19 protein-coding genes are annotated in these 17,667 nt (G+C 56.9%); 15 read left to right on the top strand and 4 right to left on the bottom strand.

Annotated features, from left to right (window positions below):
- The first annotated feature begins 78 nt into the window (after nt 1-78).
- The gene (locus GF1_RS12130) at nt 79-1,533 is read left to right on the top strand and encodes a peptidylprolyl isomerase (RefSeq protein WP_267926809.1); all 1,455 of its coding nucleotides are present in this window, start codon (nt 79-81) and stop codon (nt 1,531-1,533) included.
- A gap of 145 nt (nt 1,534-1,678) precedes the next feature.
- On the opposite strand, the gene GF1_RS12125 is transcribed toward GF1_RS12130, so the two are convergent.
- A complete protein-coding gene (locus tag GF1_RS12125; protein ID WP_267926808.1) occupies nt 1,679-2,395 on the bottom strand; it encodes a recombinase family protein in 717 nt (238 codons plus the stop codon).
- Between the two features lie 576 nt (nt 2,396-2,971).
- Between GF1_RS12125 and GF1_RS12120 the strand changes: the two genes are divergently transcribed.
- A complete protein-coding gene (locus GF1_RS12120) occupies nt 2,972-4,939 on the top strand; it encodes a hypothetical protein (protein WP_267926807.1) in 1,968 nt (655 codons plus the stop codon).
- Nucleotides 4,885-7,137: a DEAD/DEAH box helicase gene (locus GF1_RS16255; protein ID WP_326491633.1), complete on the top strand. Its 2,253-nt coding sequence runs from the start codon at nt 4,885-4,887 to the stop codon at nt 7,135-7,137. The genes GF1_RS12120 and GF1_RS16255 overlap by 55 nt, the downstream gene beginning before the upstream one ends.
- Before the next feature lie 63 nt (nt 7,138-7,200).
- Here GF1_RS16255 and recO read toward each other — a convergent pair whose 3' ends face one another.
- Genes recO through GF1_RS12100 form a run of 3 tightly spaced genes read right to left on the bottom strand, consistent with a single transcriptional unit; the run spans nt 7,201 to nt 9,918 of the window.
- The gene (gene recO / locus GF1_RS12110; RefSeq protein WP_267926806.1) at nt 7,201-7,983 is read right to left on the bottom strand and encodes a DNA repair protein RecO; all 783 of its coding nucleotides are present in this window, start codon (nt 7,981-7,983) and stop codon (nt 7,201-7,203) included.
- A gap of 18 nt (nt 7,984-8,001) precedes the next feature.
- On the bottom strand, nt 8,002-8,928 hold the full coding sequence (locus GF1_RS12105; protein ID WP_267926805.1) for a helix-turn-helix domain-containing protein: 927 nt from the start codon (nt 8,926-8,928) through the stop codon (nt 8,002-8,004).
- Nucleotides 8,929-8,934: 6 nt separating this feature from the next.
- Nucleotides 8,935-9,918: a peptidylprolyl isomerase gene (locus GF1_RS12100; protein WP_267926804.1), complete on the bottom strand. Its 984-nt coding sequence runs from the start codon at nt 9,916-9,918 to the stop codon at nt 8,935-8,937.
- A 263-nt stretch (nt 9,919-10,181) separates the two neighbouring features.
- Here GF1_RS12100 and GF1_RS12095 point away from each other — a divergent pair, with 263 nt between their 5' ends.
- The 12 genes from GF1_RS12095 (at nt 10,182) to GF1_RS12045 (ending at nt 17,665) form a co-directional block, all read left to right on the top strand.
- On the top strand, nt 10,182-10,535 hold the full coding sequence (locus GF1_RS12095; RefSeq protein ID WP_267926803.1) for a flagellar basal body protein: 354 nt from the start codon (nt 10,182-10,184) through the stop codon (nt 10,533-10,535).
- A 237-nt stretch (nt 10,536-10,772) separates the two neighbouring features.
- On the top strand, nt 10,773-11,276 hold the full coding sequence (locus GF1_RS12090; RefSeq protein WP_267926802.1) for a TlpA disulfide reductase family protein: 504 nt from the start codon (nt 10,773-10,775) through the stop codon (nt 11,274-11,276).
- 134 nt (nt 11,277-11,410) lie between these two features.
- Nucleotides 11,411-11,611: a selenite/tellurite reduction operon protein ExtJ gene (gene extJ / locus GF1_RS12085; RefSeq protein WP_267926801.1), complete on the top strand. Its 201-nt coding sequence runs from the start codon at nt 11,411-11,413 to the stop codon at nt 11,609-11,611.
- A gap of 86 nt (nt 11,612-11,697) precedes the next feature.
- Nucleotides 11,698-11,898, top strand: coding sequence for an undecaprenyl-diphosphate phosphatase (locus tag GF1_RS16520; RefSeq protein WP_353740413.1), 201 nt, complete (start codon nt 11,698-11,700; stop codon nt 11,896-11,898).
- Nucleotides 11,808-12,512 carry an undecaprenyl-diphosphate phosphatase gene (locus tag GF1_RS12080; protein ID WP_326491632.1) on the top strand — a complete coding sequence of 235 codons (705 nt, stop codon included), beginning with the start codon at nt 11,808-11,810 and terminating at the stop codon, nt 12,510-12,512. The genes GF1_RS16520 and GF1_RS12080 overlap by 91 nt, the downstream gene beginning before the upstream one ends.
- A gap of 133 nt (nt 12,513-12,645) precedes the next feature.
- Nucleotides 12,646-13,272: a class I SAM-dependent methyltransferase gene (locus tag GF1_RS12075; protein ID WP_267926800.1), complete on the top strand. Its 627-nt coding sequence runs from the start codon at nt 12,646-12,648 to the stop codon at nt 13,270-13,272.
- A 158-nt stretch (nt 13,273-13,430) separates the two neighbouring features.
- The gene (locus tag GF1_RS12070; protein WP_267926799.1) at nt 13,431-13,751 is read left to right on the top strand and encodes a precorrin-2 dehydrogenase/sirohydrochlorin ferrochelatase family protein; all 321 of its coding nucleotides are present in this window, start codon (nt 13,431-13,433) and stop codon (nt 13,749-13,751) included.
- On the top strand, nt 13,720-14,064 hold the full coding sequence (locus GF1_RS12065; RefSeq protein WP_267926798.1) for a hypothetical protein: 345 nt from the start codon (nt 13,720-13,722) through the stop codon (nt 14,062-14,064). The genes GF1_RS12070 and GF1_RS12065 overlap by 32 nt, the downstream gene beginning before the upstream one ends.
- A gap of 20 nt (nt 14,065-14,084) precedes the next feature.
- Nucleotides 14,085-14,903 (top strand): c-type cytochrome biogenesis protein CcsB, encoded by an 819-nt coding sequence (gene ccsB / locus GF1_RS12060; protein WP_267926797.1) that lies wholly within the window; start codon nt 14,085-14,087, stop codon nt 14,901-14,903.
- Nucleotides 14,893-16,182, top strand: a complete 1,290-nt coding sequence (gene hemA / locus GF1_RS12055) for a glutamyl-tRNA reductase (protein ID WP_267926796.1) — start codon at nt 14,893-14,895, stop codon at nt 16,180-16,182. The genes ccsB and hemA overlap by 11 nt, the downstream gene beginning before the upstream one ends.
- A complete protein-coding gene (locus tag GF1_RS12050; RefSeq protein WP_267926795.1) occupies nt 16,182-16,691 on the top strand; it encodes a hypothetical protein in 510 nt (169 codons plus the stop codon). The genes hemA and GF1_RS12050 overlap by 1 nt, the downstream gene beginning before the upstream one ends.
- Nucleotides 16,692-16,693: 2 nt before the next feature.
- Complete coding sequence (locus tag GF1_RS12045; protein ID WP_267926794.1) at nt 16,694-17,665, top strand: Gfo/Idh/MocA family protein; 972 nt, start codon at nt 16,694-16,696, stop codon at nt 17,663-17,665.
- Nucleotides 17,666-17,667: the final 2 nt, after the last annotated feature.

Below are 17,667 nucleotides of genomic sequence, written 5' to 3'. Positions count from 1 at the left end.
TGACACGAAATCAGGGTAATTATACCGGTTACGGTCCGGGCTGGACGCTATTATCGATATTGCAGGAGCCATACAATAATGCTGAGCATCTTACGAAGACAGGCCCAGTCAACCCTGATCCAGGGCCTGGTGCTGATCATAGCCATCGTCTTTATCTTCTGGGGCGTGGGAACCAACATGACCAACAAGCGAAATTCCATCGCCGTGGTCAATGGCGAGGAGATCTCGCTGCAGGATTTCCAGCGCAACTACGATCGAACCGTGGAGCAGTATCGTCAGCAGTTCGGCGGCGCTCTGCCGCCGGGTTTGCTCGAGCAGCTGGGTATCAAGCGGCAGGTGATGCTGCAGATGATCCGGGCCGAGCTGCTGCGGCAGGGTGGGGAGGCCATGGGGATCCGGTTGTCCAAGCTGGCCACCCAGGAGGCCATTAAAAACATGGACGTGTTTCATGAAAACGGCCACTTCAGTCTCCAGCGCTACAAGGATCTGCTTGCCCAGAACCGGCTGAGCCCCTCTTCCTACGAAAAGGGACTGCAGCGGGACATGCTGGCCGACCGGGTAACCAATGCGGTGATCTCGTTTGCCGTGGTCCCTGATACCGAGTTCCAGGTCTGGCTTGACTTTCTCGGTGAGGAGGTCCGGCTTGACTACGCGGTGTTCAAACCGGAGGATTTTGTCGACCAGGTGCAGGTGAACGATGGGGATCTTGCCCCCTGGTATGAACAACATAAGGAAGAGTATCGTCAGGAGCCCAAGGTCAAACTGAAATATCTCTACTTTCCGGTGAAGGCCATCGAAGGGGAGGGCGCAGGGAACAAGAGCGAGGCCTTCAAACAGGCCTCCACTGCCTATGAAGAGATCATCAGGGCCGGCAGCATCGACAAGTATGAAAACCTTGGCAAGGAGAAGGTTCAGGTCACCGACTATTTCTCCCGCAGCCAGCCACCGGCCGGTGTGGTGTCGGATCCGTCCTTTCTTGAAAAGGCCTTTCGCCTGAAAAAAGGTGAGCTCAGCTCGCTGGTGGAACTGAAAAACGGTTTTGCCATCCTCTACGTTGCCGACATACAGGAGGCGGCCGTGCCGGAACTGAATGAGGTCCGGGACCGGGTGGTGGCTGATTACCGGAAAGACAGGGCTGCTGACCTGGCCAGAAAGGCAGCTGAAGATTTTCTAAGGAAGGCCACCGAAAAAGGGCAGCTACCAGCAGGAACCGGTGTGAAAATACAGGAGTCCGGATTTTTCAAGCGGGCCACCCTCCAGGGCGGGACAACTCCGCCCCTGCCTGTGGTCCGGGAGGCCTTTGCCCTGCCGGCCAGGGAGAAGCTGGCCAAAAGTCCGGTGGAGGTTGGCGACTCCTATTATGTCTTTGCGGTCAAGGAGCGCCGTCAGTCGGACAAGCCACTGGACGGGCAGGAACAGGAAAAACTCCGCGAGCAGCTCCAGGCATCGGCGCAGAGCCGTCTGCTTGCCGACTGGCTTGCCTTTGTTCAGCAGCATGCCAAGATCTGGACCAACGAGCAGTTTCTGCAGTGATTTCTCAAACCACTCTTTGCAGGTAGTGCCTTGGTATAGATAAGACCTGTACCTGTGGCCTGCGGTCTGTCCGGGAACATTCCGCGCTCAAATTCGAGAATACACATGGCTGGACCGGCACTCGTTCCAGCCGTGATCCGCTTTTTCAGTCGGCCCGCCGGGCCATCTCTTCCCTGCGGGTCTGGTTGGAGGCCAGGATCTTGCGGATCCCCTCGTGGGAAAAACCCAGCCCATGTTTTTCCTTCATCTGCCGGGCGATGTCCCGATACGACCACCGGTCGGCCCGCATGGCCATCATCTCTTCGATGATGAGCTGTTCCTCCCCGTGTTCTTCCAGTCGTCCCTCCCCGTTCACCTGCCAGCCAAAGGGTACGGGCCCGCCCAGGTAGCGGCCCTGCTTCTGCTGTATCTTCTTGGCATGACGGATGGCGGCGCTCTGGCCGGATCGCTCCCGTTGGGCAAGGCGCTCGAGCAGGGTGGCGACCAGGTCGGCGATCCCGGTGGAGATAACCAGTTTCCGCTCCTGGGGTTTGACAATATCCCCTTCCAGTTCCGCAATGTGCAGTGAGATCCCCTGTTTCTTCAGGCGGCGGATCAGCCGTACTCCTTCCGTGGCCCGTGAGAAGACCATGTCGGCACGGGCCACGATGATCATGTCGTCGGCCTGACATATCTGCAGCAGCCGATGCCCCTCGTCCCGCTCACCAAAGGGACGTCGGGCCGAACTGTTCTGCTCGATGAAAAACTGGTCCACGCTCAGGCCAAGCTGTTGGCTGTACTGTTCAATGACCTGCTGCTGGTCAGCTACGGGTACCCTGAATCTTTTCTCTATATCTATAAACAGATAGCCGAAGGCGGTCATGGAGATTTCCTGTCATTTATGTTTGTCAACAGTTGACAAAAAGGTATGTGTGGTTGGCATTGTGACAACTATGATTATAGGTAATTGCCTTTTTGTCAACCGAGAAAAACGTAGTTGATATGTGGAAAATAGTCTGTTTTTTTCGTTACATATCACTGTTGACACCGGTTATTTGGGCATGATCTCACGGGGATAGATCTTTTCTCTTCTTCTAACACCCATGCAGGCTCCCACGGGTTGCACAACGAAACATGGAAGCTGTTGTCCTCCTGGAGGGTGGGACGAGAATTTCATATAAACCAGCATGGCTGGACCAGGTAAGCGACCGAAGGGAGACTCCGGGTAAGCGACCGAAGGGAGACTCCGGGTTTCGGCACGGCCCAGCCACAACAGGTAGCGAAGACTTCGACCTGTGAAAATCACGATGTACTTATCCAAACTTGTGGTGAGTTTCGGAGAAACCAGGGGCGTTGGGGGGAAACTTCCGGCTGCTGATTTTTCTTTAGCGAAATCAGACAGGCATGGTAGTATGAAATGTCTTGGGATTTTTTTTACTCTTTTTGTGTGCAGCAGGATATGCCGACCGACGAAACCACCACTTTTGATCAGAACATTCTCAGCAGTCTGTCTCCAACGGATCTTTTTCTCCTCCAGTTCATATCCATCATCTATGAACCGGTCTCGGTGACGTTTCTTGCCAACTGCCTTGGCCGGGTGGATATGGATTTCCCCGGCGGCCGGGCGCCGGTGAAGGAGGAAATTCAGGCCTCGGTCCTCCGTCTGCGCGAGCTTGGTCTGCTGAACCGTCAGAACCAGGTCGTTCCGGTACTTGCCGAGTTGATGACCCGGAAGGCTGTGGAGAACGGTCTCTTTTCCGCACTGGCATACCTCATCGAAAAGGAAGCTCCAGTCTCGTACACCTACGGAAAATGGTCTACCCGCTGCTGGCGGGCCATGCGCCAGTTCCGCATCGGTGTCTACAGCCAGGATTTTGACAAGATAGAGGAAGCCCAGGCATTTCTTGAACAGCAGTGTCAGGAGCATCTCGGTCCGGAACCACCCGGGGTACGGATGGCCGGCACGGGTTTTGATATTGCCTGGTTTGCCTCGCTTCCCGGTTCTCTGCAGTTTTTTCTCCTGGATCAGGTCATCCGCTATTCCATGGAATCCCTGGTCTCTTTTCCGCCGGTTCAGGAGTATCTTGAGGTCGGTATTACCAGTTCTCTCTCCGAATTCGAGCTGCTGCCGTTTCGGCGTATGCTGGCCAGTTACTATCTGTTCCAGGGCCGGCTTGATTCCCTGGCCCGTCTGGTGGAGGACAATGAAGACGGGTTTCAGGGCTCTGGTTTTGCCGGCACGGTGGCTTTCCTGAGGGGAGACAGTTCCCTGGCGCGGGATATCTATGTCCGGGATCTGGAACAGCTCAACGCGTATGCCGGTGATGAAGGGAATTTTTTCCTTGGGATAACAGGGGTATTTTGCCTTCTGAGCATGCTTGAGCGTAACGAACCGGCAGACCGGGAAATGGTCCGGCGGGCAGTGGCCATTGTCCTTTCGCGCTGTAAAGGGTGTCCCGAGGAGATCCCGTTTCGTTTTCTCGATGCCGTGGTCCGTTCCACGGACGGCAACATGCCGGACATGATGGAACTGACCGAGCGGCTGGAGAGCGACAACCGCAGCCTGACCATCCTTATCTCGGTCCTTGCCCTCCACTGGATGGGGGTGGAGATCCCGCCGGAGTACCAGGACGCCCTGGTCCATCTGATGGAGCAGGGGCAGGAGAGCGGTTTTTTCTGGGTGGCCATGGAGGCGGCCGAACTGCTGGCCGCCATTAATCCTGAGCATGGGGCCAAGTACGGCCCCGTCGCCGTGTCCCTGCGGAAACAGCTCGGCTGCCGGACCGTGGTGCACATCATCTCGCCAGAGGATGACTGGAAAAAGAGTCTCCAGGAGCTGATCAGTGTCACCTCCCGGGCCCGGGAACCGAGGCGGCGGACCCGACTGGCCTGGATGGTAGACTACCGGGATGGTCGGCTGCACCTTTCCGCCCGCGAGCAGAAGAAAAGCAGTTCCGGAAACTGGAGCAAGGGACGGCTCGTTGCCCTCAACCGTCTGATGCAGTCCCGTGGGCTGGACTTTCTCACCCCCAGGATCGCAAGGTCTGCGGCGCCATCCGCCAGGTGGGGGATGCCACGGCCAGAAATGGCGGCTGTGCCTTTGATCTGGACGAGGCCCTGCCTGCCCTTGTGGGGCACCCTCTCGTTTTTCTCGAAAAATCACCTTCCACACCCGTTGAGCTGGTGGCCGGAGAGCCGGAGCTGCTGGTGGAAAAACAGGGCGAATTTCTGTTCATCCATTTTGCCCAGGACATCGGTGACGGCAAGATCGCGGTCTGGCAGGAGACCCCCACCCGCTTTCGGATCATCCATATCAAGGATGAGCATCGCCGCGTTGCCGGGATCACCGGGCGCCATGGACTGCGGGTTCCCATGGCCGCGTCCGGACAGGTGCTGGACGCCATCGGCAATATTGCCTCGTTCATGACCGTACACTCGGCCATCGACGTGTCGGTGGAAGGGCAGGATGTCACCATGGTCGAGGCCGATCCCACCATCCATATCCACATTATCCCCTATGGCTCCGGATTCAGGCTGGAGATGTTTGTCCAGCCTTTTGGCAAGGGCGGGCTCTATCTCAAGCCCGGGGTCGGGGTGGCCAATCTCATGGCCGAGGTAGGTGGACGCCGGCTGCAGACCCGGCGCAATCTCAAGCTCGAAGAAGAAAAGGCCCGGGAAATCGAGGAGAGTTGCCCCATCCTGGACCTGGCCATTGATCTGGAGCAGGAGAACAAGCGGGAATGGCATCTGCTTGATCCGGAAGAGTGCCTGCAGGCCCTGCTTGAGATCGAGGAAATCCGTGACCGGGTGGTGCTTGAGTGGCCGGAAGGGGAAAAACTGGCGGTCCGTCGCCGGGCGGGAATCAATCAGCTCAATCTCAATATCCGGACCAGTCAGCAGAATTGGTTTGCCCTGTCCGGCCATCTGGAAGTGGATCAGGACGAGGTGATCGAGCTCAAGGTCCTGCTGGAAAAGGTACGCGAGGCCAAGAGCCGCTTTATTCCCATCGGCGAGGGCCAGTTTCTCGCCCTGACCCAGGAGTTTCGCAAACAGCTGGAGGAATTGATACTCTTTGGCGATATGGAATCGGCCGAGGGTGAGGATGAGGTCCATATCCATCCCCTGGCGGCTATTGCCCTGGATGACTTGACCAGGCAGACCTGCACCACAGCGGACGAGGGCTGGAAAAAACAGCTTGAGGCCATCCAGTATGCCCAGGATCTGGTTCCAGAGGTGCCCTCCACTCTGCAGGCAGACCTGCGGGATTACCAGACCGAGGGGTTTGTCTGGATGGTGCGGTTGGCCCATCTGGGCATCGGTGGCTGTCTGGCCGATGATATGGGGCTTGGCAAAACACTCCAGGCCCTGGCCGTTATTCTCTACCTGGCCAAGGAGGGGCCCACCCTGGTGGTGGCGCCCACCTCGGTATGTATGAACTGGGAACAAGAGGCGCTCCGCTTTGCTCCCACCCTCAACATCCGCACCCTGACCGGAACGGACCGGAAGGAGACCATCGAATCGCTGGGCAAGTTTGATCTGCTTATCACCAGTTATACGCTCCTGCAGCAGGAGGTGGAACTGCTGGAACAGGTCGACTGGCAGACCATTGTCCTGGATGAGGCCCAGGCGATCAAGAATGCGGCCACCAAGCGGTCCAAGGCCGCCATGCGTCTCAAGGGGAGGTTTCGCCTGATCACCACCGGTACCCCCATTGAAAACCACCTGGGTGAACTCTGGAACCTGTTTCGCTTTATCAATCCTGGCCTGCTCGGCACCTATAAGCAGTTCAATGCCCGGTTCGGTATTCCCATTGAAAAACACCATGACCGGGAGGCCAGGCGTAAGCTCAAGAAACTGATCCGGCCCTTTATGCTGCGGCGGATCAAGTCCCAGGTCCTTGACGAGCTGCCTCCGCGCACCGAGATAACGCTGCGGGTGGAGATGAAGCCCGAGGAAATGCAGTTCTATGAGGCTATCCGCCAGCAGGCCATCGAGAATATCGAGGGCAGTGCTGAAAAGTCAGGTCGACATCTGCAGATCCTGGCCGAGATCATGCGGCTAAGGCGGGCATGCTGTAACCCCAGGCTTGTCATGCCGGAAACCGATATCCCGTCCACCAAGCTGCAGGTCTTTGCCGAGGTGATCGAGGAGTTGCTGGCCTCGCGGCACAAGGCCCTGGTCTTCAGTCAGTTCACCGGTCATCTGGCCCTGATTCGGGAATTTCTCGATACCAGGGGTATTGTGTACAAGTATCTTGACGGGACTACCCCGGCCAAGGACCGGCAGCGCCAGGTGGAGTCTTTCCAGGCCGGAGAAGGGGATCTGTTCCTCATCAGCCTCAAGGCCGGTGGCCTGGGGCTCAATCTGACAGCGGCTGACTATGTCATTCACATGGATCCATGGTGGAACCCGGCCGTGGAGGACCAGGCCGCCGACCGGGCCCACCGTATCGGCCAGAAACGGCCGGTAACCGTCTACCGGCTGGTCACCGCCGGGACCATCGAGGAGAAAATTGTCCGGTTGCATCAGGAAAAACGCGATCTGGCCAACTCTCTTCTCGAGGGTGCTGATGTCTCGGCCCGGATCAGTGCCGAGGAACTTCTGGAGCTCATCCGCAGCGGCTGAGAGCGGGCAAAGGCCACCATGCCCGGTTTGTTTGAAACATGCGGGTTAAACGATAGTCAGCGGTTATTTCAGGCTACTATTTCGGGGAGATCCCAGGCTCAGGTTCAGAAAACGATAGCTGTGAATGTCCTGCTGAAGCAGGTGCTGGGTGTACCGATAGAGGATGTTCAGCGATTCCGCGGTGGCCTGCCGGGACATGCGGAGCCGGTCCAGCCGGTCCAGGTCCAGGACCTGGGCATTGTGGAGGAACTTGAGGGTCTGGGTTGAGAGGGTGAAGTTGGACGCTGCCGGCTCGTTGCGGCAGGGGTGGCATATCAACAGCCCCGAGGACGGAGGGAGGCAGAAGATGACGTCTGGGGAGACCTTTCTGCCACAGACGCTGCATCGGTTAAGAACCGGACGGTACCCGGCTTCTCCCAGAAGCCGGAGGTGAAAGAGTGTAGCTGTCTGCAGGGGTGGCAGGCCACGGTCCAGGGCCCCGAGAGCCCATGCCAGCAGGCGGAATGTGGCCGGGTCGCCATCCTCTTCCCGGGTAAAACAGAGAACCAGCTCGGCGATGAGCATGGCGGTGACATAGCGACTGTATTGCCGGCGCAGGGAGAGATAGGCGTTATCGAGTTCCGCGTCGGCGAGAAAGAGCAGGCTGGAGTTCCGGGACGGTCGGTAGAGGATGTGCAGTTGGGTGAAGGGTTCCAGCTTGTTGACGAAACGGCGTTTGCTGCGTTTGGCACCCTTGGCGATGCCGGTGACCCGCCCCAGGCTCGGGCTGTAGAAGGTCACCAGCTTGTCCGATTCAGCGTGGTCCCTGATCTGCAGAACAATTCCCCTGGTCCTGCGTTCTTTCATGTCGTCGGTTGATCGGCCCTACAGGTCGAGCAGGGCTTCTGGGATGCGCAGAACGATCTTTCCGTCACCATCGGGGTCAGGGAAGGGAATTTCTTTATCATTGAGCACAAGCGTAGCCGCTCCAGGCGTGTCGAACTGGAGGATAATGGCCTTGCCTGCCTGCCATTGTTGTTCTTCCCCTTCCTTGAAGGTCCTTTGGGCCGGCTCCTGGTCATCGATGGTTACCGTCACCTGGCAGTCTTTGTCAAAGGCAAGACGCAGGGTATAGAGCGCTTCGGGGTTTTGGGTGGCAGGAGGCGCTTGTGTAAGGGTGTTTGGGACCTGCTGGCCAACGGTTTGAGGGGTCGCATTGTTACCGTCGGGAAGCTTTTCCGATCTGGAGGTCACTGCGGATGAGTTTTCCTTGAGCAGAGCACTGCTTGTGAACATGTCATTCATGCCGGTCCGGGCATCGTTTTTCCCGTCGGTGAGAAAGGCGAAGGGGTTCCATGAGGTATAGACGCAGAAGGCCGTAAAGCTGAGGGCGATGAAGAGGAGGAGGAAACCGGCCATGGCGGCAGAAGATATATGGGCCGGTTCTGCCAGGGTTTTTGGGGCCAGGTTGCTATGGCGCAGACCTTTCTGTCGACCGCTCCGTCTGCCAGGAGCCTGTTCCCGATCCCGTTCCTTGAGGAATCGGGTCGCCAGTTCACTGCCGTTTTCACCGAGAAATTCAGCGTACAGAGAGATGAGTCCCTTGGTAAAGGTATCGGCTGGCAGCTGATGATATGCCTGGGCCTCAATGGCGCGGATGTTGGAATGGGATATCCTGGTGGCCCTGGCAACCTCTTCCACGCTGAGCTCCTTTTTCAGGCGCAGTCGCTGCAGGTAGCTGCCCACATTTTCTGACACAGCCTGCTCGTCGCATTCTTCGACGGGATGTTGTTCCTGAGGGTCGCTCTTCATCTGTTCCTACAGAATTTTAATGTATGCGTTTTCACGCATTTTTTTGAGCCAGTTGTCAAAGAGTTCCTTTGTCTCTTGCTGGTAGAGAATGTTGCGTATCTCTTCCTTGACCTCGTCATAGGGGACCTTGGCCACAATCTGTCCCTGCTTGCTGGAAAGCAACTTGAATATCTGGAAACCCGAAGAAGTCTCGACAAGTTCGCTGATCTCTCCGGGCTTGAGGCTGATCACGGCCTCACGCATGGCCGGGGCCATTTCATCAGCCTTGAAGACGCCGATATCACCGCCGTCGGCGGCCGACGGCAGGTCGGAATATTTTCTCGCCAGTTCCTTGAAGTCCTCGCCGGCAAGAGCCTGTTCTCTTATCTGTTCGGCCTTTTTCCTCGCCTCGGCTCTGGCCCGCTCGGGATCAGGATCGTTGGGGTCGACGTTAATGCCTATCTGAAGAAGATAGTAGCCCCCGTCCCCCATCCGTTCCATGTAATGGGTATCGTAATAGTCGATAATCTTCTCTTCAGGGATGATCACCTTGGAGCGGACCTCCATATTGACCAGCTTGGAGCTCAGTATCTGGCTGCGTAGATTTTCCCGGTATTGCTGCTCGTCCATGCCCACGGCCGCCAGCTCACTGCGAAATTGTTCCATGGTGGTATTGTTTCTCTCCAGGATACGCTGAAGTGCCCTGTCGACCTCTTCATCGGTGACTTTGAGATCATATTTGCGGGCTTCCTGCTGGAGAATCTTCTTGTCAATCAACTCCTCGATCACATTTTGTCTGGCCTGCTGCAGGGCTTCTTCCAGCCGGTCGGGTGGGACCTGCTCGGCGATGCGCTTGAACAGGGCTTTGCCTTCCTGGTTGACTTCGGACAAGGTGATGACATCGTCATTCACCACTGCCACAACCCGGTCGACGATGTCGGCGGCGTAGATGGGATGGATGCAGGTGAAAAGCAGGATACAGGCCGTTAACCAGCCGAAACGTACAGACATGGCAGATAGATGATTTGTAAAGTGGTTGAGGGATAACGCTTATGATAATGCGCTGGTTCAACGCTAATATCTACTCTGAACCATACGCCGGCGCAATATTTTTCACAGATGTCCGCCTCTGCCGTCGTTCCCGGGTCAGGGTCGAAGGGCATGGTTGTCCTGGTCCGCCGACCATGTTCGGAACAGCGGCTGGAGAGTGAATTTTGTTATGGCATGGTTGATGCAACAAGAAAGTGAAAGAAAACCCGTGGCAGGAGCATGATATGATATCCAGTGTGCAGAGCGCACTCTCAGGACTGCAGGCATCAGGGGCCCGGCTCTCGGCCGTGGCTTCCAATGTGGCCAATATGAACACCGAAGGCTACAGAAGAACCCGGGTGCTTTTTGAAGAGCAGAAAACCGGCGGGGTATTGGCAGTGCCGGAAAAGGTCGACATTCCAGGGTTATCCATCCCGGTGGAGGTCCGTTCCGAGCTGGAAATGGTTGAGCAGTCGGCCACCGATCCCGCTCGGGAATTGTCGGACATGAGGCAGGCCCGGATCATGTACCAGGCCCAACTGAAAACCATAACGGCCGAGAAAGCCATGGAGGACAGCGTACTGGATATTACAGCCTGAGTATTTCACTGTTACACAATTTTCTTTCGAATTTCAAAGCTGATCAGTTGCCGATCAGTGTTAGCTCCTCTCCTCTTCCGTAGACCGGGCGTTCTGCCCGGTCTTTTTCTTTCTGTTGCAGATTTGGGTGTCTGTGTGTAAATAGGAACAAATATTCAGCGCACCCCGGTCTGGGCCGGGGCTCAATTCATGACAGTGGGTGAAACATGCCCTGTTGAGACAGGAGGTTGTATAGATATGATGTGGCTTGAAAACATAAAGAGGATCGCCGTCGCCACAGGTGTGCTGGTGTTGTTGCTCGGCTTCATGTCGCCGGTCGGGGCCGCGGTTCGGCTGCCCGCTTTTTCTCTGCCCTCGGTACCGGATGGAAAGACCGTATCCAGTGAGGTCTACAAGGGCAAGGCCCTGCTGGTCACCTTTTTTGCCACCTGGTGCCCACCCTGCCGCCAGGAGATTCCGACCCTGAAAAGGCTCAATGAGGAGTTCGGCCCCCAGGGATTTGCCGTGGTAGCGCTGTCTGTGGACGAGGGAGGGCCCAAGGTGGTCGCCAAGCTCATGGAACAGGAAAAAATCAATTACACTGTCCTGATGGCCGACCGGAAAACCGCTGATGATTTTGGCGGGATCTCCGGTATTCCGACCTCGTTTCTGGTAAATAAAAAGGGTCAGGTGGTGAAGAAATATCCCGGTTATGTGCCCCATGCCCTGCTCAAAAGGGATATAGAAATGGTGCTTCAATAGGTCTGGCGTGCTGTAACACCTTGTGGCACGGAGGAATTAAGGTTGACAAGCTCCCTTAAAGCAAATATATTTTGCAAGTATTATGGCGAGGCAAAGGGAATTGTTCTAACCCCCATTTATTAAAGGAGAAGATCATGAAAAAAGTGGTAACCGTCGTGATGGTAGTGGCTTTCGCCCTGAGCGCAGGTGTTGCAATGGCCGCCAAGGTGAAGTGCACCGTGGACTCCGTGGATGGTGACAAGGTCACCATGACCTGCAAGAAAGCCAACAAGCTGAAAGCTGGCCAGAAGGTAACTGTGAAGGCTGCCAAGAAGAAAGCCATCGAAGGCTGCTGATCAGCACTTTTTCAACGATTTTTTTATGAGAGCCGGTTGATGGGAATCATCGATCGGCTCTCTTTTTTTGTCTCCTGCCTGGTGGAATGTGTATGGATCTTTTTAAGGCAATTATACTGGGTGCCATCCAGGGGTTGACCGAGTTTCTGCCCATTTCCAGTTCCGGACACCTGGTGATAGGTTCGGCTCTCCTGGGATTCGAGGGCCGGGTATCGCCTTTGAGGTTTTTCTGCACCTCGGTACCCTGCTGGCTGTGGTCATCGCCTTTCGCAGGGAACTCCTGCTGATGGTCACCGCCCTGTTTTCTTCATCCACGGCCCGTAAAGGAGATCCGGAACTGCGCCAGGCTTATCTGTGGGATATATATGTGGTGGTCGCCACCTTGCCGGCCGTGGGGGTGGGGCTTTTTTTAAAGGATGATATTGATAGTATTTTCGACAATATTCTGGTGACCTTCACCATGCTGGCCGTAACCGGCACCATAATGGTCCTGACCCGGTTTCTCCGCCAGAAGGACACCCCGGTTACCTGTCCCCGGGCCTTCGCCATCGGCATTGCCCAGGCCATGGCCATCCTTCCCGGTCTGTCGCGCAGTGGCTCCACCATCTTCGCCGGGATGCTCATGGGAATCAACCGGGAGACCGCAGCCCGTTTTTCCTTCATCATGTCCATCCCGGCCATCATCGGCGCCGCGGTTCTCAAGCTGGGCGACCTGCTGACCAATCCTCCCGGTACGGCGGAAATGATCAATATCCTGGCCGGAACCCTGGCCGCCGCCATCTCAGGATATCTTGCCATTGTCCTTCTGATGCATATCGTCCGCCGGGGCCAGTTGCAGTGGTTTGGCTATTACTGTTTTCTCGTTTCAGGAATCGGTTTTAGCTGGTATTTTCTCCACTGAAACAAGCGAACTGCGATGTGGTTTTTCTCCGGCGCTGCCGGAGCAGAGTTTGCCGTCGACCGGCAACCTTTATTTTTATTTTTTTTAATCATCGGCACTCTGTCCCGTATACTACCAGTCAGCAAGAGGCTTTATGGATCCGCAGACCTTGCCTGCCCAGGTGCAGGACCTTTACACAAAGATCAGAAAACAGTACAAAGTGGCCTTTGAGCCTCTCCAGCTTGGCGAGGTACGTCTCAACCTCCTCAAGGTTACAGATCTTGAGGAGATGCTTGACGGCAGGGATCCGTTTCAGGATGTGTCGGAGTTCCCTTTCTGGATCAAACTCTGGGAAGCGGCCATTGTCCTGGCCCAGTTTCTCACCGGTCAAAATTTTACCGGGGAAACAAGGATTCTGGAACTGGGAGCCGGGCTCGGGGCCCCGGGGCTGGCTGCCGCCGCCTGCGGCGCCCGGGTCACTCTGACCGACTACGAGGAACTGATCCTGGATTTTTCCCGGGTCAGCGCCGCTGCCAGCAAGGTGTCGGACAATGTCACCTTTGAACTGCTCGACTGGCTCGATCCGCCGGACATGGAGCCCTTTGACGTGATTATAGGGCAGAGATACTTTTCCGGGAAGAGTTCTTTGAACCCCTGCTCGGGGTGCTGCGCAGGGCGCTCAAGCCCGGTGGAGTCATTTACCTGGCCCACGATGCCGACCGCCAGAGTGTGCAGCCCTTTCTTGAACTGGCGCAAAAGGAGTATCAGGTCGCGGCCATGAAGCGTCGGCTGCGCAGCCTGGAGGAGGACCGGGAGATTGTTCTCAACCGATTGACCACTCCCGGGCGCTGAGTGGGGGGCTCTTCCTGATCATGACAACAGTATGATTGTGCAGCTACCTTGTATCCCGTCTGCTTAGATATCACCGGTAAGCTGTGTGTGGTGGTCGGAGGCGGCAGGGTGGCCCGGCGCAAGGTCAGAGGCCTGCTCGAGGCCGGAGCCCGCGTTCGGGTGATAAGTCCCGAGGCCACAGCGGAACTTGTCCACCTGGCCCGTTCCGGTCGCATCGAGTGGCTCGACAGACCGTATCGACAGGGCGATCTCTCAGGCGCCCTCCTGGTCTTCGCAGCCACGGATAACCAGCAGGTCCAGGAGGCGGTCCGTCAGGAAGCCGAAGCGACCGGGCAGCTGATCAACGTGGCGGACGATCCCGGGCGATGCAGCTTTCATGTTCCAGCTGTTGTTCGCCGGGGGCGCTGACCCTGATGGTCGCCACCGGGGCAGAAGCCCGGCGGTGGCCGCCATGGTCCGGCGTCAGCTTGAAGAGCGTTTCGGGCCTGAATACCAGGTCCTGCTCGAGTTGGTCTCCATGGTCAGGGAGCAGGTCCTCCAGGGGGAATCCAGTTGTTCGGCCCGGAAAATTCTGTTTCAAAATATGTTGCAGGACGATATAGTTACCTGGATCAGAAGGGGCGACTGGGAACTGCTGCAAGAGCACCTGCTCAATGTTTTAGGTCCGGATATCAGCATCGATCTGCACCGGCTCAAGCAGCTGTCTGCTCCTGACTCTTAATTTCTCGGCATGTATCTTCCATGAGCTATCTGCTTTTTCAGATAAGTTTTGTCGCCTATGTGCTGGCTACGGCGGCCTATATCGTATTTTTCATCACCCAGCGAAACGGTATCCGGCGTATTGCCCGGATGATCTTTTTCGCCGCCGCCATCCTCCATACCTTCAATATTGTTGCCCGGTACTTCGAGGCCGGTCATACGCCCATCACCAGTCAGCACGAGACGGTTTCGTTCTTTGCCTGGTCCATTGCCTGGTGCTATCTTTCCTTTCGCTGGCGTTATACGGTCAAAAATTTCGGTACCTTTGTCAGCATCCTGACCCTGCTGCTGATGATCCTGGCCGGTGTTGCCAACCGGCAGGTCATGCCCCTGGTTCCGGCACTGCAGTCGTGGTGGCTGCCGATCCATGCCTCCATTTCCATTATCGCCGATGGATTTCTCGCCCTTGCCTGTGTGGGCGGTATCATGTACCTGCTTCAGGAACGTGAAATAAAAAGAAAACGTTTTGGTCTGTTCTATTCCCGCCTGCCATCCCTCGACGCACTGGACAAGCTGAACCAGCATTGTCTCAGTGTCGGTTTTCCGCTGCTCACCCTGGGGATCATCACCGGCTCCATCTGGGCCAAACAGGCCTGGGGTGCCTACTGGCACTGGGATCCCAAAGAAACCTGGTCGCTTATCACCTGGTTTCTCTATGCCGCCCTGGTGCACCAGCGCTTCACCGTTGGCTGGCGCGGCCGGCGGGCGGCGATCATGACCATCATCGCCTTTATTTCCGTTCTCTTTACCCTGTGGGGCGTTACCTTTCTTCTGGAAGGGGTGCACACCTATGCCACCTGATACCATAGTCCTGCTCGGGGTAAATCATAAGACCACTCCCCTGGCAGTGCGGGAAAAGCTCGCACTGTCAGGCGGCTATGAGGATCCGCTCGCAGCACTGGGCAGTCTGTCCGGGCTCAAGGAGTATTATCTCCTCTCCACCTGCAACCGGGTGGAGGTGCTCTTTACCTGTGAGGATCCGGACCGCTCCGTCCAGGAGGTCCTGGACCTGCTTTTTGGCCAGGCGGTACCACCGGCCGAGCTCGACAGGTACGTGTACCGGTACCTGAACCAGGAGGCCATTCGTCATCTGTTCATGGTGGCCTCCAGCCTCGATTCCATGATAGTGGGCGAGGCCCAGATACTTGGCCAGCTCAAGGAGGCCTTTCGTTACGCCTCTGAACTGCAGACCGCCGGCACCATCCTCAACAAGCTGCTGCATAAATCTTTTTCCGTGGCCAAGAGGGTGCGGACCGAAACCCGCATCGGCGCTGCTGCGGTGTCCATCAGTTATGCGGCTGTGGAGCTGGGCAGGAAAATTTTCGGTCAACTCCGTGACAAGCGGGTCATGCTTGTTGGCGCCGGCGAGATGGCCGAGCTGGCAGCCGAACATCTGGTGGGACAGGGCATTAAGGACGTGGTGGTCTGTAACAGGACCCTGGAGCGGGCCGTGAATCTGGCCAGGCGTTTTGGAGGCCGGGCGGTCTCGCTTGATGAACTGATCGAGGAGCTGCTCAATGTGGATATCATCATCAGTTCCACTGGTGCGCCCGGGATCATCCTGACCAGGGATGATGTCAAACCGGTAATGCGCGAGCGCCGCAACCAGCCGCTTTTTTTCATCGATATTGCCGTTCCCCGCGATCTCGATCCAAAAATCAATGACCTGGAGAATGTCTATCTCTACGACATTGATGATCTTAACAATGTGGTGGAGATGAACAAGGCCGAACGGGACCGGGAGGCGGTCAAGGCCGAGCGGATCGTGGAGGAGGAGACCCTGAAGTTCAGCCAGTGGCTCGAGAACATGGAGGTTACACCCACCATTGTCGAGCTGCGCAGGATGGCCGAGGCCATCTGCCGGGCCGAGCTGGAAAAGACGCTTCCCCGTCTGAAGAATTTAAGCAGTAAGGAACAGAAGTCTGTGGAAAAAATGGCCTCGGCCATTGTTTCGAAGATGCTGCATCACCCCATGCAGTACCTGAAAACCGATCACCATTGCAGCCAGCGTCAGGAACGGATCAATACGGTCCGCACCCTGTTCCGGCTTGACAACGGTAACGATTCAGAAGGATCGTGATGTCCGGGGAACGCAGCCAGATCATCGAAGATGAGATTTTTATTCTCCGCGATTCCGGGGAGATTCCTGAAATTGCCCTCCATGCGACTCTCCATTATCTGACCGAGGACCCGGATGGCCCGGGGCTCAGCCTCCATCCGGAGGAGTATCATGCCCTGCTGGACGCTGCGGCGGCCAGATTTCGCGATATTGTCCTGCGCGACCTGGAACCCTCCAACCGCGATCTATCCATCTACCGGGGAATCGCCCGGACCATAATCAACTTCCACCGGTTCAAGTCTTTTTGTCAGCGCACCGGCCATGACTGGGGTTCTTTTCCGGACCTGCTCCGGGACAGACTCGTCCATTTCCTCGAGAACGAGCTGGAGGAGGTTGGCCGCGGCGAGCGGGCTTCATCGGTCAACTGTACTGTGGAAACATTAGAGGGTTTTCTGGTGGAACTGGAAATGGATCCAGCCCTTCTGCCGGAAGGCTGGGAGCAACTCTGTCTGTCCCCGGAGCACGAGTAGGCATGGTACGTGTGGGTATCATCGGTACCGGTCGCCACGGTAGCCGCTATGCCGGGCATATACAAAATGATGTGGACGGGCTTGAGCTTGTCGCCATCAGCAGAAGGTCGGAGCAGGGCAGGGAGCAGGCCAGGCAATGGCACTGTTCCTGGTACCGTGACTGGCGCGACCTGGTCGCAGCGCCGGAGGTGGAAGCGGTTATCTCAGTGGTCCCACCGGCCTTTAATCTGGAAATCGCCCGCTCTTGTGCGGCGGCCACCAAGCCGCTGCTGGTGGAAAAACCTCTGGCTGCCCGGGTAGCGGAAGGCGAGGCAATGGTTGCCCTGGCCACAGAGGGCAAAAACCGCTTTACCCTGACCGTGGGCCAGACCCTGCGCTACAACCAGGTGATCCGGGGGTTGCGTCGCCATCTTCCTGAGTTTGGTTCCCTCTACTGCTTTTCCGCCAATCAGCGGCTGGAACCATCAACCCTTTCCTGGCATGAAGAACCGTCTGTGGCCGGAGCCGGGGTCAGCTTCCATACCGCTGTTCATGTCTTTGACGCCCTGCGTTTTATTACCGATCTGGAGGTGCATCGGGTCATGGCCGTGACGCGGCAGCAGCATAACGCTTCGCTTGAAGACCTGGTCGCTGTTCTTGTGGAGATGGAAAACGGGGTTGCCGGGACCCTGGACTGTTCCAAGGTGGGTCGGGCCCGGTCGGGCCGTTTTGAATTTATCTGTGAAAACGGCCAGCTGCACGGAGAGCAGATCTACAACCAGCTGGAGCGGATTCAGGGCACCCGGCGGGTATCCCTGGATCCCGGACCGGCTGTTTCCACCATTGTCCCCCTGCTCCGGGACTGGCACGACTTCCTGAGCGGGACAGCGGACAACCCCGTCAACGGAGAGGATGGCCTTCAGGCCCTGCGCTGCTGCGCGGCCTGTCTGGAATCAGCCCGCCGCCAGCAATGGGTGGATATCCCTCGAAGATGACA

Source organism: Desulfolithobacter dissulfuricans, from assembly GCF_025998535.1.
Lineage (GTDB): Bacteria > Desulfobacterota > Desulfobulbia > Desulfobulbales > Desulfobulbaceae > Desulfolithobacter > Desulfolithobacter dissulfuricans.
This window is presented reverse-complemented; position numbering and strand designations above follow the sequence as displayed.

Coding starts and splice junctions, on each gene's coding strand:
- GF1_RS12130 (WP_267926809.1), top strand. CDS start 79: ATGCTGAGCATCTTACGAAGACAGGCCCAGTCAACCCTGATCCAGGGC.
- GF1_RS12125 (WP_267926808.1), bottom strand. CDS start 2,395: ATGACCGCCTTCGGCTATCTGTTTATAGATATAGAGAAAAGATTCAGG.
- GF1_RS12120 (WP_267926807.1), top strand. CDS start 2,972: ATGCCGACCGACGAAACCACCACTTTTGATCAGAACATTCTCAGCAGT.
- GF1_RS16255 (WP_326491633.1), top strand. CDS start 4,885: ATGGCCGCGTCCGGACAGGTGCTGGACGCCATCGGCAATATTGCCTCG.
- recO (WP_267926806.1), bottom strand. CDS start 7,983: ATGAAAGAACGCAGGACCAGGGGAATTGTTCTGCAGATCAGGGACCAC.
- GF1_RS12105 (WP_267926805.1), bottom strand. CDS start 8,928: ATGAAGAGCGACCCTCAGGAACAACATCCCGTCGAAGAATGCGACGAG.
- GF1_RS12100 (WP_267926804.1), bottom strand. CDS start 9,918: ATGTCTGTACGTTTCGGCTGGTTAACGGCCTGTATCCTGCTTTTCACC.
- GF1_RS12095 (WP_267926803.1), top strand. CDS start 10,182: ATGATATCCAGTGTGCAGAGCGCACTCTCAGGACTGCAGGCATCAGGG.
- GF1_RS12090 (WP_267926802.1), top strand. CDS start 10,773: ATGATGTGGCTTGAAAACATAAAGAGGATCGCCGTCGCCACAGGTGTG.
- extJ (WP_267926801.1), top strand. CDS start 11,411: ATGAAAAAAGTGGTAACCGTCGTGATGGTAGTGGCTTTCGCCCTGAGC.
- GF1_RS16520 (WP_353740413.1), top strand. CDS start 11,698: ATGTGTATGGATCTTTTTAAGGCAATTATACTGGGTGCCATCCAGGGG.
- GF1_RS12075 (WP_267926800.1), top strand. CDS start 12,646: ATGGATCCGCAGACCTTGCCTGCCCAGGTGCAGGACCTTTACACAAAG.
- GF1_RS12065 (WP_267926798.1), top strand. CDS start 13,720: ATGTTCCAGCTGTTGTTCGCCGGGGGCGCTGACCCTGATGGTCGCCAC.
- ccsB (WP_267926797.1), top strand. CDS start 14,085: ATGAGCTATCTGCTTTTTCAGATAAGTTTTGTCGCCTATGTGCTGGCT.
- hemA (WP_267926796.1), top strand. CDS start 14,893: ATGCCACCTGATACCATAGTCCTGCTCGGGGTAAATCATAAGACCACT.
- GF1_RS12050 (WP_267926795.1), top strand. CDS start 16,182: ATGTCCGGGGAACGCAGCCAGATCATCGAAGATGAGATTTTTATTCTC.
- GF1_RS12045 (WP_267926794.1), top strand. CDS start 16,694: ATGGTACGTGTGGGTATCATCGGTACCGGTCGCCACGGTAGCCGCTAT.